The following is a 24556-nucleotide window of genomic DNA, read 5'->3' on the forward strand; positions in this document are numbered from 1 at the left end:
GCCTGATTATTCAGGCTTTTTTTTTGTTTTCATTTTATAAATGGCAAATCCCATAATAGCTACCAAAATATAAGGGATAACCATCAAGTATACGATTCCGTCATTGACCGCTTCTGCCTTGATTCCTCCTTCTTCTGTTTCTAAAACGGCACGACACATAGCGCATTGCGCATTGGCATCCACAGAAACGAGAAACAGTGCTAAAAAAGGCAATACCCATTTCAGGGAAAGGCTTTTGTTTAAGTTATTTTTTTTAGTGCACATAATAGGGAGAAATCATCAGATAAACTATAACTCCGGTAACAGCAACATATAACCATAAAGGATAGGTTATTCTTGCCAGTTTTCTATGTTTGTCAAATCGTTCCGCCAAAGCTCTTACATAAGTAATAAGGACAAACGGAATAATGATTATTGACAAAAGAATATGCGTCAACAATATGAAAAAGTAAATGTATCTGGATATTCCCTCACCTCCGTAAGGAGTACTTTCTGCCGTCATGTGATAAGCCACATACATTGCCAAAAACGCCACAGAACAGCCAATAGCCATTTTCATTAAGTTTTCATGCAGTTTTCTTTTCCCATTCTTCACTGCCATAACAGCCGAAATCAAAAGTACAGCTGTAATACCGTTTATAGTAGCATAGATTGGCGGCAGGAATGATAACGGTTTGACGTCATATCCGAAATCCTTTAGTTTTACGCCAAAAAGAATGGCTACAACAAGAGGAATGGCTATGGATAAGATAATAATCCACTTTCTATATTTCAGCTCAACAGCATTCAAATTGTTATCCATAATTATTCTTCTAATAAAATTGCAATGTCTTCTTTGATAGCATGAATTCCCGGCTTGTATTTACCTTGCAGGTCATCCTGGAAGCCTTCTTTGTCTTTATAATTTAAACCCGTATAAAATATGATTGGGTTTCCGGATTTATCTTTTCTGCTTCGGATATTTCCTTTTTTATCCACCAGGGCAAAGTAACCTGAATGTTCAAATCCGGCATCGCCTTCTTTTTTACTTTCACCGGCATAGATATTAAATCCTTTGTTGGCAATGTTATAAATATAATCCTGGTCGCCTGTCAAAAAATGCCAATTAGGAGAAGTAACTCCCAACTGTTCCGCGTGTTTTTTCAAGACTTCAGGCGTATCATTTGCCGGATTTATGGTAAATGAAGCAATTCCGAAATCTTTATTTTTCCCAAATTCATCTTCAATCATAAGCATATTCTGATTCATAACCGGGCAGATTGACGGGCAAGTTGAGAAGAAAAACTCTACTACATACACCTTACCTTCAAAATCTTTGTTTGATATGGTTTTCCCATTTTGGTCTGTCAGGCTAAATTGAGGCGCATTTCCAATCTTAACCAGATTTTTAGCTTCTTCCAATTTCTTTTCTTTTACAGGAACGTTTAGCCTGTCTTGCACAGAAATATCATTATTCTTTATCCTGTCTATGATTTTTGGAATGGCATAGATTCCAAAAACCAGGATAATAAATGAGATCCCGATGTATGATTTATTTTTCATCGTATTAAATTTTTCTTTTCATTTCCGCTTTAGGGTTGTTCTTTTTCAAGGCAGCCCTGTATTCGTAAAGGATGATTTTTACATCATCACTCATTTCATTATGCAAATCGGCCGCAGAAATAGTATTATAGCCTTCTTTGTATTCTTCCTTTCCTTCGAGGTTTTGTCCTTTTCTTCCTCTCAGGTTCCTTAGCTTATCTACGATATAGACATTTGCTGTTCCTGCATCATTATCGAGCTTTCCTACAAGATTCAGCTTCGAATAATACTCTCTTATTTCTTCCGGAGCTCCAAATACAAAAATCCACTTCGAAATATCCTTATCTTCAGCAATCGGTTTAAGTTTCTCCAGCAGCTCCTTCACTTCGCCCTCGCTTCCTTTTGGAGCGACCATGACAAACTGAAAATCTTTAAAATTTTTATTTTTGTTGTAAATCTTTTGGTTCAGGTTGAAAAAATTGCCTTCATTATAAAGCACCTTACTTCCGGTAAAGCCTAAAATGGTAATCTTATTATCAAGACTTATACTTTTACCGTCAGCCGTTTTCCATTGCAGGTCAGGAATTTTCTCAGTTATAGTCGGAAGTTTTGCGAAACTATTAATACCGGAAGCAAAGAAAAGATAAGCAACTATTGGAAGTATAAACAGCACAAAAAGGACTATATTTTTTTTCATTGTAGTGAGGAAATTATTGTAGTGCAAAAATAAAAAAAGACGGTATAATACCGTCTTTTTTGTGATTTAATATGCTGTTAAAAATTCCATTTTATCTGAGAACTCTTGAACACATCAAAAACATAATTACCTTCAACTAGTAAGATGAACACTAAATAGATAATTAGGAATACTAAAGGTGCCACAATACTCCACCTAAGATTACTTTTCTCGCCTTCAAGGTGCATAAATGCCCAAACGATATAATATGCCTTATAAATTGTCAATCCAATGAAAAGCCAGTTAAGCAAATTCATTTGAAGAAACAAAGTGTCGTGCAAAATAGCTGGTTTGTATATACCAAATGCAACTTCAACAATTGTTACTGCAGATAGTAATGCAAAAACCATCCATATTCTTTTCGTATTAGAAACGTACTCGTGTCCGTGTGCCATAATAATAATCTCTAAAAAATTAAACTAAGTAGAAGAATGTAAATACAAATACCCAAACTAAATCGACAAAGTGCCAGTAAAGACCTACTTTCTCCACCATTTGGTAGCTTCTTCTTTTTTCGTAAGTTCCTAAAACCACATTAAAGAAGATCAAAATATTAATCAAAACTCCAGTAAATACGTGAAATCCGTGAAATCCTGTGATAAAGAAAAAGAAGTTAGCAAATAATTTCTGACCGTATTCGTTTCTAATCAGGTTAGCTCCTTCTACAACATAGTGAACATCAGATAATCTCTTAAGAGATTCTTCTCTTGTTAATATCGTTTTGTGTTTGTGAGTTGAATTATTCAATTCAGGATGAACACCAACATTTTTTGCCATATTTGGATGGTAAGTTGCTTCAGTTCTAACCAATAAATTAGGTTTTGACTTGAATCCTTCTACCACTTCATTTACAGAATAAGTTGGCAATGTGCTTTCACTTGAAAACCAAAATCCTTTATTTCTTGTCAATTGTTCTCTTTCTTCATGAAGCGGAATAGCCACATCTGAAAGTTTTACTCTTTTCCCTGTAGTTGCGTCAACAAACTGAAGGATACTTCCTCCTTTTGTTTCAACAGCACCATATTCTCCTTTGATGAAGTTTTTCCATTCCCAAGCCTGAGAACCCAAGAAGATTCCACCACCAATAATGGTAAGGAACATATAAATGGCTACTTTTTGTTTTTTCATCTGGTGACCGGCGTCAACCGCCAATACCATAGTTACAGATGAGAAAATCAAGATAAAAGTCATTAATGCCACATAGTACATCGGAGCATCCACACCGTGCATAAATGGAAAGTGACTAAAAACCTCATCCGCCAGAGGCCAAGTTTCAATGAATTTATATCTTGAAAAACCGTACGCCGCAAGAAATCCAGAGAATGTTAAGGCATCAGAAACGATGAAAAACCACATCATCATTTTGCCATAATTAATTCCCATAGGCTCGTTGCCGCCTCCCCAAATTTTACCTTCACTATTTGCAGTAGTAACAGTAGCTCCCATAAAGTTATTTAGTTAAAAAGTTCCCAAATTTACGTTTTTTTCTTATTTAAAGAAATATAAAAATAAAAACAAATACAGCCATAGAAAGTCCAGAAAGTGCCAAAACATCGCACCTAGCTCTATTCCAAGGGTTTGACCTGAATTGTATTTTTGTTTAAAATGATTATAAATTATGATTAAAAGCGATATCAGACCTCCAAAAAGGTGAGCAAAGTGAACCAGCACTACTACATAGATAAAAGAAGTAGTCACTGTACTAGAAGGTCCCGTAGGATACAACTTCATTGCAATCATCTGATTAAAGCCTTCAAATTGAAAAAAAACAAAAAGCAATCCCAACACAAAAGTCACCAGCAAAAGTGAAGTTGTCAGGCTTCTGTTATCTTTTTGAATAGCTTTTTTTGCAAAATGAAATGTGAAGCTGCTGATTATGATTACAACCGTGCTTGCATAAAACGCGCTTGGCAAATCAAAATCTTTTAGCCAATCCGGTCTTGAAGCACTCACAACATAGGCACTGGTTAGTCCAGCAAACATCATCGTCATGCTTATCATTGCAAACCACAAAATCAGTTTATACGATCTTGCTTTTCTTTCTTTATGCTCGTCGGCAGTCATTCCTTTTATCGTCATTTCCATTATCGTAAAAATTTATCTGCTATATACACAATTTGAAGCAGGGTAATGTAGGATACGCTCACCAACATTAGTGTTCGTGCCGCTTTTGCTTCTCGAGACTTATACAATTTCACAGCATAAATCAGCATCCATATTCCCAACAACAATACAACAACTGCTGCGATTGGGCTTAACTGCAATTTACTTCCAACCAAACCTATTACAGGAAAGAACGCCGGAAGCAATGAAGCTCCAATTAACCAGACTGTATACAGTATAATTTGAGTAGCTGTAGTTTTATCTTTTTTCCCGGTTGGAAGCATAAAAAATCCTGCTTTTTTATAGTCATCAAACAAGAACCATCCAATAGCCCAAAAATGAGGAAACTGCCAGAAAAACTGAATTAAGAAAAGTGTCCCTGCTTCAATCCCGAACTCGTCTGTAGCCGCTACCCATCCTAACATAAAAGGAATAGCTCCCGGAAAAGCGCCTACAAAAACAGACAGTGGCGTTTTTGTCTTTAACGGCGTATAGATACTTGTATAAAGGAAAATAGAAATCGCACCAAACATGGCTGTCTTAGGGTTGATATTGTAAAGAATCACCAAACCCATAATTGTCAAAACACAAGCAATAATAAAAGCCGTGTTTACTGACATTCTTCCAGATGGAACAGGGCGATTTTTAGTCCTATCCATCAAAACATCCAGGTCTTTTTCAATGATTTGATTGAAAGCATTTGATGCTCCAACCATACAGTAGCCTCCAATAGAAAGCATAATCAAAGTTAACCATTTGAACGGGTGTGCCGCATCAAATCCTAACAGGTAACCCGCAATAGAAGAAAAAACTACGCTAACCGCCAATCTTGCCTTCGTGATTTCTCTGAAATCAATATAGAGGGATTTTAAGGAAAAGTTATTTGCTGTAGTGCTCAATGCTGCTTTCATTTGGATTTTGAAATCTTGCGCAAAGATACTGGTTCAGAAAGAAAATCACAAAAAACAAATCACAAAAAACGCAGGTTTTGCAAAAACCGAATTAATAATCGAAATACCAATTAAAAAGATCGGCTCTCAGACCTATAGAAAACCAGGTCGTATCTTCTTTAAAAGCTGTCGCTGTATCCACATTCGGATTAAAGTTTCTATAGATAAGTCCGGCAAAAAATTTCAGATTTGTAGACGGATTAACCAGATAACCTGCCTGCAAATCGGCAATAAGAATTGTCGTTTCATTTCCTTGTCCTGTCTTGACACCTATATCACGAGGTCTTCCAACATTGTAGTTCTTATAGATATTGCCTCCATAATTAAAAGAATTCTCTTCTGTATCAAAATCGAGCCCTCTTTTTCCATAAGTCAATTTCGCATCTGCAAACCATCTTCCTTTAAAATATCTGGCAACAGCTATAAATTCTTTAAAATTGCCTCCCCACTGATGCCCCATGCTTTGATTACTGTGAGCATAATTTGTCAACGGATTGCTATGTGCATATACATAAGGACGAACATGATTGTATTCTAATTGCAGCAATAGGTTATCGATATTAAAGGCATCAAAATACTTTGCTCCGAGTTGGTACCCAAATTTATTCTTCCAGCTTTTATCTCCCGCCTTCATATCTGAAATAGAAAATTCATCCAATAAGAATTGTCCATAAAACTGGACCTGATTGCTGAACTTGTATTTTGACGTAAGACCTAAAAGTGCATTACCGCTTTTTGAGGAAGATGAAAATTCTACCGCTCTAAAAAATATAATCGGATTAATGAAACTGGCGTCAAAACCACGATTGTTCTGGTCAGCCCATACAACAGATTCGAAAAAACCAAGATTCCATCTTTTTGTGACATTCCAACTCAGGTAATGATTTGCCATAAATTTTGTGGCATAGGTATTATCTTCAGTAACTTCCGGTCTCACATCTTTCAGCCACATATACGTGTTGGTGTATTTGATTTTCCAGAAATTGGTATTGATCTTAAAAAAAGGATATGGGCTTGTGCCATCACCCTGCAATAAAGACCGGTATCCGTCGCCTAAAAAATTTCTGCCAAAACCCAACTGTAGGTTAATGAACTTACTTGGAGTATAGGAAATATTCGCTTCGGCCATTGGAAAATCATAAGCATCTTCCTTAAAGCCTTTTGCTATCCCGATACCAGGAATAATTGCCGGATTCCCGCCTGATGGCTTGATCGATTCCGCATATCTGTTATAATAATCCGCAAAACGTCCCTGACTTTCAAATATTGAAGCGTTAAAACTTAGTTCTTTTCCAATTTCTCCCTGAATTTGAATACCGCGGGTATTCTGATACGTATAATCTGCCTTGCTTGGATCGCTTTTACCTAATCTTAAATCCAAAATAGGATTCATAGTAAACCAATAGCCATCGCCTTGAATTGCCACAAGATTTTCATTCCAAAGTTTTCTTCCCCACCAACCCTGTTTGTTTTTTTGGATTAGCTTATTGGCTTCTGCCAGGTCATAATATTTTGACACTTCTGCATACGTATACGGTTTGGATGCCGTATGATTATTACTTCCTACCTGATTTAAAGCTCTATCAAACTGAGCATAAAGACTGTGTGAAAAAGGAATATTAAGGTGGCTTTGAAACTGCGGATTATCGAACTTTTTGTAAACTATGCTATCAAATTCCGTCAACTCCTTACTTCTGTCTTTTACAAGAGCAGTTGTCTTTTCTTTTTTAGCACCGGCAACGACAGTCGCCTGCTTTTCTAAAGGAATATTTATGCTGATTGTATATTTGGCATACGTTGGGTTTCCGCTATAAGTAGCCGGTTTAATTTTTGGCAATAATCCAAAAACCCGCTTGCTTTCTTCCACCAAAGAAGTATCGACCGCATCAATATATTGTATTTTAAAAACTCCGGCCGTATCGACTTCAAAAAGCACAATTACTTTGCCTTTGTAGTTTTTATCTGTTATTTGCTGTGGTACTTTGAAATTAGCAAACACAAAATCTTGTAGTTCATTATAAAAGCAGGCTTCAAGATTTTCTGATTGCTGCCCTTCGCATTTCGGAAAAACAGGAAACTGCTCTCTTTCCCATGTTTTATTCTGGGCCCATAATGAAAGACTTGATAAAAGCAAGACGGCAATCTGTAGGAGTTTCTTCATGTATTGACTTGCTGATTTAGTAATCGTTATTTGCAGCTTCTCCGTTTGCAATTGCTTTTGCAGAAGAAGTCCCGATTCTTTTGACTCCTAAGCGAATCATTTCTTTTGCTTCTTCATAAGTCCTTACACCGCCAGCAGCTTTTACAGGAAGTGGCGATGCATTTTCAAGCATCATGATTATTGTAGGAACCGTTGCTCCATTAGGAAGACCGTCTTCCGTTTTATAAAACCCGGTAGACGACTTGACAAAAACCAAAGCATAATTGTCTTCCGAAAAATTAGAAATAACTACATTTTTTACCAGACAGGAAAGATGCATGATCTGTTGGCTGTTTAAGGCTGCAACTTCTATAATCCATTTGACAACTTTATGATTGGATAACCCTAATTGGGTTCCTTTCAAAATTTCTTTCTTTACAAGATCCAGTTCTCCTCGCTTAAATGCTTCATAATCGCACACAAAATCCAATTCATCGGCTCCGTCTTTGATAGCTTGCTGGGCTTCTTCCAGCTTGTGCTCCAAAGAGTAATTTCCTTCCGGGAATCCAATAACTGTTCCGACTAAAACTTTTGAACCGGCTTCCAAAATCATCTGTTTTGCCATATGAACCATATTAGGGCGGATCATAATAAGCTTAAAACCTTCGTCAATCGCTTCCTGAACAAAACCCTTGACGATTATTTCATTTTCAGCATCGCTGATTCCAGCCTGTTGAGGCGTTTTTAAGTAGGTCGAATCTAAATATTGCTTGATATCCATATGATAAAAATAAAAAAATCCCACCGAAGCGGGATATTTTCAGATTAATTTTTAAATTTTTTATTGTAAACTGCCATTAGTGCCAATCCCAAGAATGCGCCAATTGTATTAGCAATAACATCTTTCATGTCAGCCTGCCTGCTTTCCGTAAAAAGTGACTGGCATATTTCAATCAAAATTCCAAAGAGAACCGAAAGAAAGAACACGAATAGAAAGAGCTTTTTTGTGTTTCTTATTTTTGTTTTTAGATACAGAAACCATAGTATCGAAAAAACAGCATAAAAGCACAAGTGTACGATCTTATCAAATTGGTCTACATTAACGACAGGAACTTCTGACATGCTCACCAAACAGGCAATTGTAATGGAAATGCTCCAAAAAACCGCCAGGGCAAGAAACAGTATTCTTTTTTTATTAGGCTCCAATTAGGCTTTTGTATGCTTCGCTATCCAATAATCCTTCTAATTCAGAAGTATCAGATATTTTTACTTTTACCATCCATCCATCTCCATAAGGATCTGTATTTACTTTCTCAGGAGATGATTCAAGAGTTTCGTTGAACTCAATGATTTCACCTGAAAGTGGCAAGAATAGATCTGATACAGTTTTTACGGCTTCTACTGTACCAAAAACCTCATCTTTATCAAGAGTTTGGTCTAAGGTTTCAACCTCTACATAAACGATATCACCTAATTCTTTTTGTGCAAAATCTGTAATTCCTACAGTTGCAACATCGCCATCTATGCTAACCCATTCGTGGTCTTTCGTATACTTTAAATTTGCTGGTATATTCATTGTTTGTTGTTTTGGGCAAATGTATTATTAACTTATATATTTTTAAAATGTTTTCCGAATTAATTTCCAAAGTTATATCGTAGTGTAAAACCCGTACGAATATTGGTCAATGGGAACGAAGTGGAGATCACCGCTTTAGAGAAAGAGTGGTCGTAATAGAAAATTGCCGTCAGGTTTTTGCTAAATGCATAATCTGCTGTCAATTTTAACGACCAGATGTTCTGACCTCCTGCTAACTGGTTATTATTATAATCCAGATATCTTACGATTGTGTTTGCCTTTCTTAAAGAGAAATCTGCCTTAAGGTTGATGTCGCTTCGGATAGTGTTTGTAGGGTTGTCTGCTAATCTTGATGTAATTACTACATCTTTGAATCGATAACCTAAACCTAAGATGTATTCCATTCCTCTTACTTCTGTAAGAAGGTTGTTATCAAAACTCATGGATAGCGTTCTGTCTTTCTTAACCTCAGCCAATACTTTAAACGAGTTTTTCATCTCAAAATCTACCCTAATCAGTGGATTGAACTGCTCCGCAAGGTTAACGTTTGATATAATAGTTTTGCTTAGCAAGTTACCACTTGCATCAACCGCATCACGGTTTTGGTCGTATTCAAAATTAGAACGGAACGAGTTGATCGTATACGATGCTCTATATCCGTGTTGTAATGAGAAACGCTTGAATCTATCTTTGAAGAATTTATAGCGCATCAATCCGTTATATTTTATATTCCAGTTTGGAATTGGCACATCTCTGAAAGGCCCTAATTTAACTCCACCTGCATCTGCTCCTGTATAGGCAGCCAAGAATGAAGGCAATAATACCGACTGGCTATTTTTTCCAAATCCAACAGGGAAACCATCCGTGGTTCTTGGGAAGTCTGTAGTTCCGTAATAGCTTGTCGCCAAACGATCTGCAACAGTAAGCCTGTTATTTCTGAAATCATCAAAAGCTGCTGACGAATGTTCATCACTCTTTCCGAATGCAGTTTTGATCATTACAGTAGAGATAGAGAAGTTACCGTAATTGTATGGTGAACGCGAATGATAAACTCCATCTGCCGCATCATATTGTTCTGAGAAATTTTCAGTGTAAGAACGATCTGCTGTCAAGTCAATCTTAAAATCAGGAAACAAGTCTACGTTAGCAGTCATGTTTAAGATTTTTGAAGAAGTCTGAGTAAAGTTCTGGTTGAAATCCTCGTAGTTTGTCAACCAACCTCTTTTTGCTGCCTCATAACGTATGTCTGCCTGGCTTCCCATAACGAATCCTAAAGACGGTTTAGTCGTTCCAAAGAAACCAACTCCCGGTATGAAACCTGGCAGTACCGTACCTTCATTTTGAGTATAGTTAATCTGAATATTTTTAACACTGGTCAGAACTCCTACCAGTCCATCTAAAAACACATTGCTGCCAGACGTTTGCGGTTTATTAGCATTCGTAATTTTCTCTCCTGGTTTTGGCGGTGTCTGAGGCGCCGGCTTTGTTGGTGCTTTTGCTTTTTTGCCCAATCCTAAATACTTATAAAGAACATCCATGTTCAATGCAGTATTCAATCGGTGTGAACCATTATTCTGAATTGTATTTCCAAGACTGAAAGTACCTTCATCTGTAACAACAGTTGCCATAGCATCTGTTGCACGTTGCCAACTGTAATCTCCTGTATAAGAGTAGGTCGATTTTATAAATCCTAACGCCGGAATCTTATTCAGTGGCAAGTCATAGTTAACCGTTAACTGTTGCATGTGTTGGTTGGCTTCACCAATGTTCCAGAAATCATCCCAAATTGTAAAATCTTCCATCGGAACGCCAAATTCATCAAGATAGTTTCTTACAATATTATTGGTAGATGCCGTATAATTTACTCTTAATGCTTTTGTCAAATTATAATTGAAACCATACTGATAGTTGAACATGTAATTTCTTCTATACAATGGCGACAATCCAATTCCCTGAATATCTACATCTCGATATTCCTGTCTATTATATTGCCTCATAATATTAGAACTGAAGGTAATTGAAGATGGCAGATAGTTGAAATTAAAATCGCTCAACAACTTCCAATATTGGCTTTTCTTCATAAACTTCGAGTTCTTGAATGGTTCAACTGCTTTTGGTTGGAAAGCAAAAGTGTAATCCACAGAGGCTTTTACCTGCTGGTCAAGTAAGTTTTCAATTTCGTAGTTATGGTGTTCTGTTTCATTAAACGAATAGGATAATGTCAAGTTTTCCGGATCATAAAAATGCGGTTTCTGTTCTGCTCCTCTTTCTTTTTTGACTCCTATAAAGTTGATACTTTTTCTCTTCGTATAATCAATCGCCCTGCTTTCAATATTGTTTCTTGCTGCAGCATCAGTTGTATTATCTAATAACTGATCCAGGCGAATATCCTGATTGAACGGGTCGTATTCCGGAGTAATTTTTTCTTCACCTATAGCATAATTGAACGGAAGGTTAACGCCCCATTTTTTAGGCAATAGTTTTCCTAAGTTCACATTTGTCACGATATCATATTGCTTGATATCTTCACGGCTTCTTTCGTTTGGTCCTTGTTCTAATGAACCAAAGCCTTGCGTGCTCATCCTTCCTGTTGCAGAAATTGTAGCAAAATCAGCCAGGTTACTATCTAAGCTGGCAATTGCCGCCATTCCACCTTTATTGTCCATGTCCGCAAGACGAAGTTCGTTGAACCAAACTTCACCACGAATATCATCTGTATAGCGGTTTTTCAAACCTACCATCAGGGTTCGTACCAATCCAAAGTTTGGATTTCCTTTAATCCCTAATCGCAACGGATTGATTCTTCCTGCTAATGACGGATCCAAGACAAAGTCATCTATATATTTTACACCCAAAGCATCTGGAACCAACAATGGATTATTCGGATCCATAGCCATGATTTTCAGCTTGGTCAGTAACGACAGTGCCAAATCTATCTGGTTGGCTTCCGGCCAAACCTGTTCTGCTGTGAGCGATGAGCTTTGCGGCGTTACTTTTAACGGAATCTCTACCTGATAGAAGTTTTGCGTAAAGTCATTACCAAATCGGATGAACGCGACCATTTGATCGTCTGCCAAAGGTTGTACGTCAGTAGGCACTGGCAATGCTTCGGCGTGTAAGAACATTTTTAACTTCTTAAACTGACGCATGTCAACACTTACATTCTTAAATACCGCTCTGGAATCGCCAGGTTCTAAACCTCCAAGTCCAGGAAGCGCCTGATTTGCTTTTGTCACTCTTAAAGAAAGTGACTGTTCATTTTGATTTATAATCGTGTTGCTGTTATACAATTGCTCTCTAACAACTCCCGGAGGCGTTACATATTTGATAGGCGATCTATCTCCATTTTCCTGAACGTTAACTGCTAAAACGTCTAAAGCAGTATCGTCAGCATTGTTGATATTATCATCCTGTTCGTTCGGATCAAGCGTCTTAACATATCTTCTCCATTCGCCACGAACCAACTCCAAAGCACCAAAACGAAGTGTGATCTGATCGTTGAAACCTGTAACAAACATTCTCATGAAACGAATCGATCTGAAATCAGAAATACTTCCAACAGTATTGTCTGGTTGTGAAACCGGAATCTTGAACTGAATCCAACGCGCTCCTGTAGTTTCTTGTCCCGGAATACTTGCTATTGTTTCTCTAATATCAGTAATATATGGACTTGACCCAACTACCATGTTTGGTTTTATTTCAATGCCATATTCATAATAAGCATTGATTTCGTTCATTGTATTGTCTCTGTTGATATCTTCAGTATCTGGCAAAGTCGTTGCTCCTCTATTAGTATCTCCAACATCTATAGGAGAGTTCCCTTCCAAGCCATTATAATTTTTATAACGTTGAATAACATCTCCTGTAACACTTAGAAAATATTGGTAATTATCTGCTGCCGGATCTGGTAGTGATGCAAAACCAGGAAATTGTGCCGCTTCTTCTGCATCATTCAGACCGTCAAGACCCACATCCTGAAAACGTCTGTTGCTACCATTGGTATCAAACGCATAAATCAAAGATTGCGAAATTGGAATTTTCCCCCAAATTGTTGAGAATGTAGCCTGTGTTGAACCAGCACCAGGAAGTCCGTTTTCGTATTGTTTTCTTCCGTCTTTTAAAACATCTTCTGAAATTTCCCCAAGGTTGAAATATAATCTTCCGGTATTGGCTACATTGGCAGAACCTCTTTGATCATTGTAATAAGGATCCAACATCCAAAACTGTATGTACTCCACGTTTGACTGTTCAAAGTTTGTGGAATTGATGGCTCTCATGATTCCACCAAAGTTGTCGACAGCCTGTTCTGGTGTAAAACTATTTGTTGCCTGTGCTAACGGGTTAAAGTTATATGGACCTCTTTCTCGTGGGAAATAACTTAAGTCCAAAGTATTGATTACTGTTTGCTGACCAACTGCAATATCAGTAACCGGGAATAATTCTCGGCTATAGATTCTTCTTGTACTATATAACTTAAGGTCGTCTTCTGAAACGCCTCCCGGTCTTTGTACATAAAATGTAGGATCAATAGAATACCATGCCAATTTTCCTCGTTTATAACCGTAGTTCAAAGTAGTCAAAGAACCTCCAAAGTCGTTATAATCGCTCATGGTTGGTTTCTCAGGCACACTCGATAAACTCCATGCAAATGGAGAACGCATATCAATAGTAGTCTGTGATCCTTCAAAGTCGTCTACATACACTGTAGATTCGCCCTGGAATCTATCTGCTTTTGGAGTATCCGGTTTTAAGTAAGCTACTTCTCCTCTAAAGGAAATATTTGAAGGAACATCCGTATCGATATTAGGAAGCTTGTTTACCAATCGTGTCAAAAAAGGAACTTCTGATGAGAAATTGGTATTCAGACCTATGATTGTATTGTTTACAGATTCCTGACCATAATTTGATTTTTGAGTAAATGGTCTTTCGCTCATTTTTAATAATGTAGCGCCAACGATAAACTTATCGTTAAATTTATGTTCTACGTTAACTCCGAAAAATCTTCGTGTCTGCTGTCCGAAAACAGAGTTGTTTTCTAATGAAATTTCAATTGGAGTCCCGGAAGCCTGCAAAGAAGCATCTAAAATATTAACTCTTCCTAACTGGTAGTTTACGGTATAATCAACACCTTCAACCAAAACTCGTCCTCCGGCAGTTACTGTAACCGAACCTTGAGGAACGTTAAACGCACCAATAGCAATTCCATCTCCACTTGTTGACTTGAATTTTCCTTTTAACTGGAACTTGTTCTTGTCGCTATCCTGAAGTGCCGCTGCTTGTGTACTACGGTACATCGATCGGTATACATATTTATTCTGGTTGCCGTTATAGTTCCCTGGAGCAGGAGCATTATAATCCTGCGTTGGGCTTGTTCTTAATTTGTTGAAGAGATGCTCTCCAAAAGGCTCTACCGTTGTAAAGATGATCCTTCCGTTTTGCTTATCTACTGTTAATCCTGGTATAAAATCGAAGAAACCATCACCATTAGGCTGAGGGTCGTTTGTATAGTTTAGTCTGTCAACATTGAAAACGCGCAACAAAGGTATTTGATCCACGTCAGCCGGCAATGGGTTAGCCGCAGCAGGAGAAGCCGGAGTAATATAGTTCAATGGCGACGGATCCGTGTACATGATGTTCAGCTTAAAATCTTCCTGCTCTAACTGATAAGCGCCCGGAAGAGCATAAATGTTTTTCATCATTAAGTTCCAGACCGGCTTGTTGACATTAGTCAAGTTACTTTTTAGCATTTTCAAGATCAGGCTTTGGGTAGTCGGAATACCGTTGCTCACTTGTGTAGCATCAACTCCATCAGTACCAAATTCTCCAACCTGATACACCTGGTCACCTATTGTATATTGGTAGGCAACAGCCAAGACTTCATCATTAGAAAGTCGCTGTGTTAAGGAAATATACCCTAACTGTGGATGGAAAGTATATTCACTTGCCGATAATTTTCGGGCATTTTCCAATTTAGAATAATCCGTTCCTTCGCTAACTGTAACACCTGTAAATCCTGCACTTGCTGTTGCAATTTCTCGGATTGCCGGACTCAAAACTCCTGTCGTTCCTATTTTTGCCGGATCGTATCTGTTGTTTGAGTTTTTTGAAGGTGTATTTGCAGGAGCTGTAAAGAAGCCTGCCGGAATTGGAGTTGCCGCCACTACTTCATTATCATCCTGACCATTAAGTTGCGATTCCCCTAAATCCTGAATAGCTATGATATTTCTCAGGTTATTGTCTGTAGTGCTGACTCTGTTCTGGCGGTTGGTCACCCAAACTTCGATTCTTGTAATTTGTACACGACTGTCAATCAAAGGATAATTTCGCAGTGATCTGTCATATTGATTTCTAAAATACTGTGAAAGGAAGAAGTGCCTGTCAGCGTCATAATCCAATGCAAACAATTCAAATTGCTGCACCGTTCCTCCACCTTGTGCAGTAACCGTTTTGGTCTGGGATTTTTGTTCTGAGAAGATTCCCGTAATTGTTGTCTTTCCAAATTGGAATTGTGCTTTAACACCAAAAAGACTTTGTGCTCCACGAATCAGCGTACTGTTCAGTGGCAAACTTACGTTTCCGACTTCAATTTTCTGAATGATATCATCTTCCGTAGGTGTATATTCCAGTTTTATCAGGTTTTGGAAAGCAAAAGTAGATTCTGTATCATAATTTGCATTGACATTCAACTTCGTTCCCACTTTTCCCATAAGGCTCATACTGATCCTCTGGTCAAAATCAAAAGTGGTCGTACTTCTATTTCTTGGCGATAACGCGGGATTATCTTGTTTTGTATGTCGGATTCCCAAATCCATCTCAACAGAACCTGTTGGTTTGACATCGATTGTATTACTACCAAAAATGGTTTCAAAGAAACTGGAATTGACATAATATCGGGGCAAAAGGTCTTTTTTCTTGGCATCGCTACCATCTTTTTTACCTTCTATCGCATCTGATTTTTCCTTAAAATACTTACGCATTGATTCCCTAAGCACCAATTCTTCGTACTCTGTTGGTGTAAGAACTACAGGATAATTTATATTAAAACCATTAACGGTATTTGTATAAATATAACGATCTGTAATCGGGTCATAGGTATATGCCTCTATAATACTAGGCGGGTTTTTCAATTCTACTCTTCCAACAGAATATCCTGTTTTGGTAGTATCCTGAACTTCCTCGTCTTCTTGTGCTTGTATCGTTACACTAAAAAAAATCGAAATCAGCCAAAAGCCAATTTTCAAGTTACAGGCAATGCCGTTAGTATAGTTAGTTTTCAAGTATTATAAGGTTTTTAAGGCTAGTTTAATAATGTTTTCAATGCTTGCGCTTGGATTTTCCTTAACAATCTTTTCTACAGTTTTTTCCGCCAATTTTCTGTTAAATCCAAGAACTTCCAAAGCAGATAACGCTTCGTCTTTGTTTGTATTGTCTTGTGAAATAGAAACTTCATCTAAATCATACACTTTTAACACTTTGTCTTTCAAATCCAATATAGCTCTCTGCGCTGTCTTGCTTCCAATTCCTTTGATGGATTGAATAGTTGCGACATCGCCGGAAGCTATAGAATGGATTATCTGCTTTGGCTCCAATGAAGAAAGCATAGTTCTTGCAATACCTGCCCCGATTCCGGAAACAGACAAAAGCAGTTTAAAGATTTCTCTTTCTGATTTTTCGGCAAATCCAAACAGGATATGCGCATCTTCCTTAATCTGGAGATAAGTAAAAATCTTAATGTTTTCCGAATCAGGAAGCAAAGAATAAGTATGAAGTGAAATGTTTACATGATACCCTACTCCATTGCAGTCAATAACTACTTCAGTAGGATTTTTTTCCACTAATTTTCCTTGTAAATGCGCTATCATCAATTGTTAAATAAATCCCAAATGTAACGAAAAACTTTTATTGAGCCTCATCTAATTGCTCATCAACAAAAAAATACGTTAAAAATTGACTTTTATGGATTTCTGCTTTTTTTCTTTTTCTTGTGCATCAACAACAGCAACAGCCGCCATATTTACCATTTCTTCTACGCTTGCGCCTAATTGGAAGATATGTACCGGCTTGTCCATTCCCATCATAATTGGGCCGATTGATACTGATTTGTCTAATTCTTTCAGCATCTTGTAATTGATATTTGCGGCTTCAAGATTAGGAAAAATAAGCGTATTTACTTTTTTTCCAGCTAATTTAGAGAATGGGAATTTTTTCTGTAGCATCTCTGAATTCAGTGCAAAATCTGCCTGAATTTCTCCATCAACAATCAAGTCCGGATAGTATTTATGAAGATAAGCAACAGCTTCTGCAACTTTTCTCGCGCCGGCATCGTTAGACGATCCAAAGTTTGAGAAAGATACCATTGCTATAACAGGCTCCATTCCAAACATACGTACGGTTTTAGCTGTCATCAATGCAATCTTCGCCAATTCATCGGCTGTCGGATTTGGATTGATGGCTGTATCCGAAAGGAAAATCGGGCCTCTTTTTGTCATCATCATGTTAGTAGTGGCAATTCTGGAAACGCCCGGTGCTTTGTCAATAAGCTGCATCATTGGTTTTACAACAGATGGATAACTTCTGGAGTAACCTGAAACCAAAGCATCTGCTTCGCCTTCATTAACCATCATGGCAGCAAAATAATTTCTTTCACGCATCCATTTTTGTGCATCCAACAAACTGGTCCCTTTTCTTCTTCTGGATTCCCAGAATGAATTGGCATAACGCAATCTTCTTTCATCTTCTTCAGGAGTTTTCGGATCGATGATCAATACATCAGCATCAAAGCCCAATTCTTCTTTCAATTCCAAGATGATTTCGCGATTTCCAAGAAGAATCGGAGTTCCGATTTTTTCTTCCAAAACAATCTGCGCTGCTTTTAATACATCTAAGTGGTCTGCCTCGGCAAAAACCACACGTTTTGGATCACTCTTAGCGCGGTTGGCCAATAAACGAACCATCTTATTATCGGAACCAAGACGTTCCATCAATTCTTCTTTATATTTTTCCCAGTCTTGAATTGGATGTGCCGCAACTCCTGAATCCATTGCTGCTTTAGCAACTGCAGGAGCAACAACAGAAATCAATCTTGGATCAAATGGTTTCGGAATGATATAATCTCTTCCAAATACCAATTTGGTTTCTCCATAAGCAATGTTTACCTGCTCCGGAACTGTTTCTTTTGCCAATAACGCCAATGCTTTTACAGCGGCCATTTTCATTTCTTCATTAATTTTTGATGCACGCACATCAATAGCTCCTCTAAATATATAAGGGAAGCCCAATACGTTATTTACCTGGTTAGGAAAATCAGAACGACCAGTCGCCATGATGATGTCCTGACGGGTTGCGATGGCAAGGTGATAATCGATCTCCGGAATTGGGTTTGCCATTGCGAATACGATTGGGTTTTCAGCCATCTGCATTAGCATTTCTGCTGACATTACGTTTCCAGAAGAAAGTCCAAGGAAAATATCGGCACCTACCAATGCTTCTTCCAATGTGATGCTTTTCTCGCCGTTAGCATATTTTCTTTGCATTTCAGATATATCGGTCCTGTTTTTAGAAAGAGAACCTTTTCTATCAAACATGATAACATTTTCAGGATTGATTCCTAACAAAACGTATAAGTTAGCACAGGCCAAAGCAGCCGATCCGGCTCCTGAAACCACCACTTTTACATCTTCGATTTTCTTTCCTGCCAATTCCAAAGCATTAAGCAAGGCTGCTGATGAAATAATTGCAGTTCCGTGCTGGTCATCGTGCATTACCGGAATATTCAATTCCTCAACCAGTCTTCTTTCGATCTCGAAAGATTCCGGAGCTTTAATATCTTCCAGATTGATTCCTCCAAAAGTCGGAGCTATATTTTTTACCGTCTCAATAAATTTTTCAACGTCTTTTGTATCAACTTCAATATCAAAAACATCAATATCTGCGAAAATCTTAAACAATAAGGCTTTCCCTTCCATTACCGGTTTTGATGCTTCCGGGCCTATATCTCCCAATCCTAAAACGGCAGTTCCATTTGAAATTACCGCTACCAGATTCCCTTTTGCTGTATATTTATAAACATTATTTACATCCTTCGCAATTTCAAGACAAGGCTCGGCTACACCCGGCGAATAGGCTAACGACAGATCTCTCTGGGTTGCATATGCCTTGGTTGGAACGACTTCGATTTTCCCAGGCGATGGTTTCGCATGATATAATAGCGCTTCTCTTCTTTTACTGTACTTGTTCATTTTTGTATATTTTATTCGGACTTACAAAGGTAAAAGTCTGATTGGAACTGAGAAACTTTTAATGCTATTCTTTTATAAAGTTTATTGTTGCTGTTCGTTAATAAAATTTCTTGAAAATTTAGGGTAACAAAAACCCTCCTCTATGTATCTATCAAAGAACAACCAAAAGGAGGAAGCCGAAAATCCTTTCCAAGAGTAGGCAAACAAACCAATTTAACTTATGAAAAATTTTAAAAATTTTAAACCGGGACATTTTTTAATGGCTGCACTATTTGCAGGTTTTGTCTTTTTTACTTCATGTAGCAATGATGATTTCGTTCAACATGACGAAACAACAAAGGCTGCAAGGAACTTTCAAGACACTCAGGATGTCAAATCTGCCGGCAATCTCCCAGCCGCATTACCAGGCTGCCCTGAAAACCTAATCAGCGACGGATGCAACTTTACTTCTGGCTCCGGGATCGACCAACAAAATTTTTACACCATGATTAGTATGTTGAACAACTGTAGGACAGAAGCCTTACCTTCAGGATGTAGTCTGAGCGACACAACAACCCGAATAATTGTAGCCAATTTAAATGGTTGTTGTAATAGTGCAAGCGTATTAAATGCACAAATGAACGCATGGAAACAATTAGCCATAAATGCAAGACCTGCTTCTGATTATATCATTACAGGTTATCAATTGATTCGGTATTATTCTGTAAGTCCTTATGATTACAGATTGGATATAAACGTTACCTATCGCAAAAAAACATGTCCTTTTACTGAAAATCCAGGTATTCCAATTAAGGTTATAAACCTTTAAGCTAAACAAAACAGGCAGGCTGTTTGAATTCAAACAGCCTGTTTTTTTTCTTATTATAAAGTGTTCTGTATCAATCCGAGATAAAAGTATCTTATATAGGAATTATGCTTAATATTTTTTAACATTGTGTAAAGTATTCAGAGAGACAAAAGCCTATCCTTTTGCAATCTCTGACATTTTACAAATCCCTTACAACTATGAGAAAACTGCTTTTATTGCTATGCGTCATTACCGTCAGCCTACAATCTTGCCAAAAAGAAAAAGGCGAAACTTCCAAAAAAGAGGATGAAAAATTAAAAACAGTATTAGAAAACTACTATCAGGAAAGGCTAAAACTTTTTCCTCTGGAAGCTACCAGTGCCGGCGACAACCGTTATAACAATCTGCTTCCAAACGATCTTAGCGATGACTATATCGCTAAACTAAAAGCGTTTTTCACTCAATATAAAGAGGAACTGGCAAAATTTGACGATTCCGGTTTATCTGAAAATGACAGATTGAGCAAAGCAATCCTGGCTTGGGAATGCGACGCAAATCTGGAAGCCCTGACATTCAGAAAGGACCTGATGCCTATCAACCAATTTGAAGGAATGCCTTTAATAATAGGCCAATATGCCAGCGGTTCGAGCGCACAACCATTTAAAACCGTTGAAGATTATAACAATTGGCTGGAAAGGCTAAATGGCTTTAACGATTGGGTTATTACTGCCGAAGCCAAAATGAAAGAAGGTGTTTCAAAAGGATATGTCCTGCCAAAAGCATTGACCTTAAAAGTAATTCCTCAATTAAAAGATTTAGCCAAAGAAGACAAGACGCATATATTTTATGCTCCGTTGAATGCATTTCCAAAAACATTTACGGATGAGGAAAAGAAAACCATTACCGACAATTATACAAAGCTGATTACTGAAAAATTAGTGCCTTCGCTCAAAAACCTATACAATTATGTGAGCACAGACTATCTGGCAAAAAGCAGGACTACTAGCGGCATTAATGATATCCCACAAGGTGATGCTTACTACAAACATCTGATCAAACGTTACACAACTACCGATCTTACAGCCGATGAAATTCATAAGCTAGGCTTGAGTGAAGTGGCGCGTATATCCGCTGAAATGGAAAAGGTCAAAAATCAGGTTGGGTTCAAAGGAAACCTGAAAGATTTCTTTAACTATGTTCGTGACAAAAAAGAGCTGATGCCATTCACAGAACCGCAACAGGTAATCGACAACTTTAATGCCATCCACGAAAAGATGAAGCCAAATCTGGATAAGCTTTTCGATTTAAAACCGAAAACACCTTTTCTAGTCAAAAGAACCGAGGCTTTTCGTGAAAAATCTGCAAGTGCTGAATACAATCCGGGATCGGTTGACGGAACAAGGCCGGGTATTTTTTACGTGCCAATTCCAGATGTAAAGAAATACAACTGCTATGCAGATGAAGATCTGTTTTTACACGAAGCAATTCCGGGACATCACTACCAAATTTCATTACAACAGGAAAACACAAGCCTACCAGAATTCAGAAAAACGATATGGTTTAATGCTTATGGCGAAGGCTGGGCACTGTATACTGAATCGCTCGGAAAAGAACTGGGCTTATACCAAGACCCGTATCAATATTTCGGAATGTTAAGTGCTGAAATGCACCGCGCCATCCGACTTGTAGTAGATACCGGAATGCATACCAAAGGGTGGACACGTGAACAGGCGATCCAATATTCTATGGAAAATGAAGCTGAACCTGCCGAAAGTATCGTTGCAGAAATCGAACGCTATATGGCGATTCCAGGACAGGCTTTGTCGTATAAAATAGGCCAGTTAAAAATACGCGAACTTCGTACTAAAGCTGAAAAAGAATTGGGAGCTAAATTCTCTATAAAGGAGTTCCACAATCAGGTTTTAGATTCGGGATGTCTGCCTTTAAAAATACTGGAAGACAAGATTAACCTTTGGATTCAAAGCAAGAAATAACAAAAAAGCCTCATTGTATGAGGCTTTTTTTATTTTAAAAAATCAATGTTCCGTTTCAAACCATCATATTTGGCGCGTTTGACAGCTGAGTTTTTAAAAACTGCCCGAAATGTTTCTTCCGTGATTTCTTCCCAGTCTTTTTTAGTTAGGGAAAGCAATTCCGGGTTCGGATTGAATAAGGGTTCATTATGCGGTTTAGAGAATCTGTTCCACGGGCAGACATCCTGACAAACATCGCAACCGAAAGCCCAATCATCAAATTTGCCTTTCATTTCCTGAGGGATATTATCCTTTAATTCTATTGTAAAATAGGAAATACATTTGCTTCCGTCAACGACATAAGGTGCAATAATTGCACTGGTGGGGCAAGCATCGATGCATTTCGTACATGATCCGCAATGATCTGTTACCGCATTATCATATTCCAGTTCCAAATCGACAATCAGTTCCGCTATAAAGAAAAAAGAACCTACCTGTTTACTCAAAAGATTGCTGTTTTTTCCAATCCAGCCCAAGCCGCTTTTGGCTGCCCAGGCCTTATCCAAAACAGGAGCCGAATCTACAAAAGCCCTTCCTGAAACTTCGCCTATATTTTCCTGAATCGAAAAAAGGAATTCTTTTAGTTTTTCCTTTATGACAAAATGATAATCTTGTCCGTAGGCATATTTTGAAATTTTATAGCTGTCTGCTATCTGGGTTTCTTGCGGGTAATAATTCAATAATAACGAAATAACGCTTTTTGAATCGTCAACCAAAAGTGTAGGATTTAGCCTTTTATCAAAATGGTTTTCCATATAGCCCATTTGTCCGTGGGCATTATTCTTTAACCATGCTTCCAATCTTGGTGCTTCTTCTTCCAAAAATCCTGCTTTAGATATACCACAAGAAATAAATCCGAGGCGCTGGGCTTCGGATTTTATAAATTGCGTGTATTTGGATTTTGGATTTATGATTTTGGGATTTTGGATTTGTGATCTTTGATTTAAGATTTATGATTTTAGACTTGTGACTTTTGATTTAGGGTTTGGTATTGTTTAGGCGGGATTTTATTGATTTGGCTGTGCTGACAAAGATTGCTGTTAGTTCGTTGCCTTCTTTCCAAATTAGGTTTAGCTGTGAGCAATCAATCCATTTTTTCTCTTGAAGAATTTCTATCCAAAATAACGTTTCATCAGCTTCTTCAATGACAATTGACATTTTGGAAATAAATTCCCTATCACTTCTTGCCCTACAAACAGCCCTGTAATTTGCTCCTACCGAAGTACCGCTTCTGACTACCTGATAGGCAATTGCCCTTCCTGAAATTGTATTTGGCAGTTTTTCTACCATATCAATTACCATTAACGAGAACTTTTTTGTTCTTGCTTTTAATTCTTCCGAGGTCATGCATAATTATTTTAAATGGCTTATATCCTATTCTATTCAATCCCACAACACAAATCTCAAATCGGAAATCTCTAAAAAAGTCCTCCTTGTATATTAGCTCGAACTTTCCCTAAATGTTTATAGGCTTTTTCAGTAACTTCTCTTCCTCTGGGTGTTCTAATAATAAAACCTTCCTGAATCAAAAACGGTTCATAGACTTCTTCAATCGTTTCGCCGCTTTCGGAAACTGCTGTTGCTAAGGTCGACAATCCTACCGGACCACCTTTAAACTTATCGATAATTGTCGTAAGGATTTTGTTGTCCATTTCGTCCAGTCCATGGGCATCGACGTGCAGTGCTTTCAATGAAAATTTCGCAATTTCTATATCAATTTTCCCATTTCCTTTGATCTGTGCAAAATCACGAACTCTTCGTAATAAGGCATTGGCAATCCTAGGAGTTCCTCGGCTTCGTCCAGCAATTTCAATTGCCGCTTCCATTGTAATTGGCATTTTTAAAATTGCCGAGCTGCGTTCAACTATTGAGGTCAGAAGTTCTGTTGTGTAATATTGTAAACGGCTCTGGATACCGAAACGGGCACGCATCGGTGCTGTCAGTAATCCCGATCGTGTGGTAGCGCCAACAAGTGTAAACGGATTCAGGTTTAACTGAACGGTTCTTGCATTTGGTCCAGACTCAATCATGATATCAATTTTGAAATCCTCCATTGCTGAATATAGATATTCTTCAACGATAGGGCTCAAACGATGGATTTCATCAATAAAAAGCACATCGCGTTCTTCAAGATTGGTGAGCAGTCCCGCCAAATCTCCAGGCTTATCCAAAACAGGACCTGATGTAATCTTGATACCGGCTCCCAATTCGTTTGCCAAAATATTAGCAAGCGTAGTCTTTCCAAGACCCGGAGGTCCATGGAACAATGTATGGTCTAATGCTTCATTTCTAAGATTAGCCGCCTGGACAAATACTTTCAGATTTTCTAATACCTGTTCTTGTCCCGTGAAATCATCAAAGGACAAAGGCCTTAATTTTTTCTCAAAATCAAGTTCTTCCGGATTGTAATTGCTGCTTGTTGGATCTAGATTCGCATTCATCTGGCAAAGATATAGAAAATGTTCGTTTTTA

Annotated in this window: 20 protein-coding genes; 2 read left to right on the top strand and 18 right to left on the bottom strand. The window is 37.9% G+C overall.

From position 1 onward, the window contains the following. Positions 1-6 precede the first annotated feature (6 nt). The 15 genes from ABH942_RS03160 to ABH942_RS03230 all read right to left on the bottom strand — a co-directional run bounded on the left by ABH942_RS03160 (position 7) and on the right by ABH942_RS03230 (position 19264). Entirely contained in the window at positions 7-264 is a 258-nt protein-coding gene (locus tag ABH942_RS03160; RefSeq protein WP_370029545.1) for a hypothetical protein, read from the bottom strand. Next, a complete protein-coding gene (locus ABH942_RS03165) occupies positions 254-802 on the bottom strand; it encodes a DUF420 domain-containing protein (protein WP_370029546.1) in 549 nt (182 codons plus the stop codon). The genes ABH942_RS03160 and ABH942_RS03165 overlap by 11 nt, the downstream gene beginning before the upstream one ends. A gap of 2 nt (positions 803-804) precedes the next feature. Then, positions 805-1542, bottom strand: coding sequence for an SCO family protein (locus ABH942_RS03170; RefSeq protein WP_370029547.1), 738 nt, complete (start codon positions 1540-1542; stop codon positions 805-807). 4 nt (positions 1543-1546) lie between these two features. After that, positions 1547-2218: a hypothetical protein gene (locus ABH942_RS03175; RefSeq protein ID WP_370029548.1), complete on the bottom strand. Its 672-nt coding sequence runs from the start codon at positions 2216-2218 to the stop codon at positions 1547-1549. A 77-nt stretch (positions 2219-2295) separates the two neighbouring features. Beyond that, positions 2296-2652, bottom strand: coding sequence for a cytochrome C oxidase subunit IV family protein (locus tag ABH942_RS03180; RefSeq protein ID WP_370029549.1), 357 nt, complete (start codon positions 2650-2652; stop codon positions 2296-2298). Between the two features lie 19 nt (positions 2653-2671). After that, a complete protein-coding gene (locus ABH942_RS03185; protein ID WP_370029550.1) occupies positions 2672-3703 on the bottom strand; it encodes a cytochrome c oxidase subunit 3 in 1032 nt (343 codons plus the stop codon). Between the two features lie 42 nt (positions 3704-3745). Further along, a complete protein-coding gene (locus ABH942_RS03190; protein ID WP_370029551.1) occupies positions 3746-4342 on the bottom strand; it encodes a heme-copper oxidase subunit III in 597 nt (198 codons plus the stop codon). Further along, positions 4342-5259, bottom strand: coding sequence for a heme o synthase (gene cyoE, locus ABH942_RS03195; RefSeq protein WP_370029775.1), 918 nt, complete (start codon positions 5257-5259; stop codon positions 4342-4344). Before cyoE ends, ABH942_RS03190 begins: the two co-directional genes overlap by 1 nt. Before the next feature lie 103 nt (positions 5260-5362). Further along, positions 5363-7471 carry a gliding motility protein RemB gene (locus tag ABH942_RS03200; RefSeq protein WP_370029552.1) on the bottom strand — a complete coding sequence of 703 codons (2109 nt, stop codon included), beginning with the start codon at positions 7469-7471 and terminating at the stop codon, positions 5363-5365. A gap of 16 nt (positions 7472-7487) precedes the next feature. Further along, on the bottom strand, positions 7488-8231 hold the full coding sequence (deoC, locus tag ABH942_RS03205) for a deoxyribose-phosphate aldolase (RefSeq protein WP_370029553.1): 744 nt from the start codon (positions 8229-8231) through the stop codon (positions 7488-7490). 44 nt (positions 8232-8275) lie between these two features. Then, the gene (locus ABH942_RS03210) at positions 8276-8656 is read right to left on the bottom strand and encodes a VanZ family protein (protein ID WP_370029554.1); all 381 of its coding nucleotides are present in this window, start codon (positions 8654-8656) and stop codon (positions 8276-8278) included. Further along, the gene (gcvH, locus tag ABH942_RS03215; RefSeq protein WP_370029555.1) at positions 8646-9026 is read right to left on the bottom strand and encodes a glycine cleavage system protein GcvH; all 381 of its coding nucleotides are present in this window, start codon (positions 9024-9026) and stop codon (positions 8646-8648) included. The genes ABH942_RS03210 and gcvH overlap by 11 nt, the downstream gene beginning before the upstream one ends. 59 nt (positions 9027-9085) lie before the next feature. Beyond that, on the bottom strand, positions 9086-16303 hold the full coding sequence (sprA, locus tag ABH942_RS03220; RefSeq protein WP_370029556.1) for a cell surface protein SprA: 7218 nt from the start codon (positions 16301-16303) through the stop codon (positions 9086-9088). A gap of 3 nt (positions 16304-16306) precedes the next feature. Then, positions 16307-16888 carry a Holliday junction branch migration protein RuvA gene (gene ruvA, locus ABH942_RS03225; protein WP_370029557.1) on the bottom strand — a complete coding sequence of 194 codons (582 nt, stop codon included), beginning with the start codon at positions 16886-16888 and terminating at the stop codon, positions 16307-16309. Between the two features lie 78 nt (positions 16889-16966). Further along, entirely contained in the window at positions 16967-19264 is a 2298-nt protein-coding gene (locus tag ABH942_RS03230) for an NADP-dependent malic enzyme (protein ID WP_370029558.1), read from the bottom strand. A gap of 220 nt (positions 19265-19484) precedes the next feature. Here ABH942_RS03230 and ABH942_RS03235 point away from each other — a divergent pair, with 220 nt between their 5' ends. Both ABH942_RS03235 and ABH942_RS03240 read left to right on the top strand, forming a co-directional pair. Continuing rightward, positions 19485-20072: a hypothetical protein gene (locus ABH942_RS03235; RefSeq protein ID WP_370029559.1), complete on the top strand. Its 588-nt coding sequence runs from the start codon at positions 19485-19487 to the stop codon at positions 20070-20072. A 197-nt stretch (positions 20073-20269) separates the two neighbouring features. Further along, complete coding sequence (locus ABH942_RS03240) at positions 20270-22045, top strand: DUF885 family protein (RefSeq protein ID WP_370029560.1); 1776 nt, start codon at positions 20270-20272, stop codon at positions 22043-22045. 29 nt (positions 22046-22074) lie between these two features. On the opposite strand, the gene queG is transcribed toward ABH942_RS03240, so the two are convergent. The 3 genes from queG to ruvB all read right to left on the bottom strand — a co-directional run bounded on the left by queG (position 22075) and on the right by ruvB (position 24525). After that, positions 22075-22998, bottom strand: coding sequence for a tRNA epoxyqueuosine(34) reductase QueG (gene queG / locus ABH942_RS03245; protein ID WP_370029777.1), 924 nt, complete (start codon positions 22996-22998; stop codon positions 22075-22077). 64 nt (positions 22999-23062) lie between these two features. Continuing rightward, positions 23063-23431 carry a four helix bundle protein gene (locus ABH942_RS03250; RefSeq protein WP_370029561.1) on the bottom strand — a complete coding sequence of 123 codons (369 nt, stop codon included), beginning with the start codon at positions 23429-23431 and terminating at the stop codon, positions 23063-23065. Between the two features lie 71 nt (positions 23432-23502). Further along, positions 23503-24525, bottom strand: a complete 1023-nt coding sequence (gene ruvB, locus ABH942_RS03255) for a Holliday junction branch migration DNA helicase RuvB (RefSeq protein WP_370029562.1) — start codon at positions 24523-24525, stop codon at positions 23503-23505. Between the last annotated feature and the right edge of the window lie 31 nt (positions 24526-24556).

It is taken from the genome of Flavobacterium sp. 28YEA47A, assembly GCF_041262125.1.
Taxonomy (GTDB): Bacteria; Bacteroidota; Bacteroidia; order Flavobacteriales; family Flavobacteriaceae; genus Flavobacterium.

Bases quoted from the DNA above. Each gene is read 5' to 3' on its own strand.
- ABH942_RS03190 (WP_370029551.1), bottom strand. From the start codon at position 4,342: ATGGAAATGACGATAAAAGGAATGACTGCCGACGAGCATAAAGAAAGA.
- ABH942_RS03200 (WP_370029552.1), bottom strand. From the start codon at position 7,471: ATGAAGAAACTCCTACAGATTGCCGTCTTGCTTTTATCAAGTCTTTCA.
- ruvB (WP_370029562.1), bottom strand. From the start codon at position 24,525: ATGAATGCGAATCTAGATCCAACAAGCAGCAATTACAATCCGGAAGAA.
- ABH942_RS03185 (WP_370029550.1), bottom strand. From the start codon at position 3,703: ATGGGAGCTACTGTTACTACTGCAAATAGTGAAGGTAAAATTTGGGGA.
- ABH942_RS03250 (WP_370029561.1), bottom strand. From the start codon at position 23,431: ATGACCTCGGAAGAATTAAAAGCAAGAACAAAAAAGTTCTCGTTAATG.
- ruvA (WP_370029557.1), bottom strand. From the start codon at position 16,888: ATGATAGCGCATTTACAAGGAAAATTAGTGGAAAAAAATCCTACTGAA.
- ABH942_RS03240 (WP_370029560.1), top strand. From the start codon at position 20,270: ATGAGAAAACTGCTTTTATTGCTATGCGTCATTACCGTCAGCCTACAA.
- ABH942_RS03170 (WP_370029547.1), bottom strand. From the start codon at position 1,542: ATGAAAAATAAATCATACATCGGGATCTCATTTATTATCCTGGTTTTT.
- ABH942_RS03175 (WP_370029548.1), bottom strand. From the start codon at position 2,218: ATGAAAAAAAATATAGTCCTTTTTGTGCTGTTTATACTTCCAATAGTT.
- ABH942_RS03230 (WP_370029558.1), bottom strand. From the start codon at position 19,264: ATGAACAAGTACAGTAAAAGAAGAGAAGCGCTATTATATCATGCGAAA.
- ABH942_RS03160 (WP_370029545.1), bottom strand. From the start codon at position 264: ATGTGCACTAAAAAAAATAACTTAAACAAAAGCCTTTCCCTGAAATGG.
- ABH942_RS03165 (WP_370029546.1), bottom strand. From the start codon at position 802: ATGGATAACAATTTGAATGCTGTTGAGCTGAAATATAGAAAGTGGATT.
- ABH942_RS03235 (WP_370029559.1), top strand. From the start codon at position 19,485: ATGAAAAATTTTAAAAATTTTAAACCGGGACATTTTTTAATGGCTGCA.
- gcvH (WP_370029555.1), bottom strand. From the start codon at position 9,026: ATGAATATACCAGCAAATTTAAAGTATACGAAAGACCACGAATGGGTT.
- ABH942_RS03180 (WP_370029549.1), bottom strand. From the start codon at position 2,652: ATGGCACACGGACACGAGTACGTTTCTAATACGAAAAGAATATGGATG.
- deoC (WP_370029553.1), bottom strand. From the start codon at position 8,231: ATGGATATCAAGCAATATTTAGATTCGACCTACTTAAAAACGCCTCAA.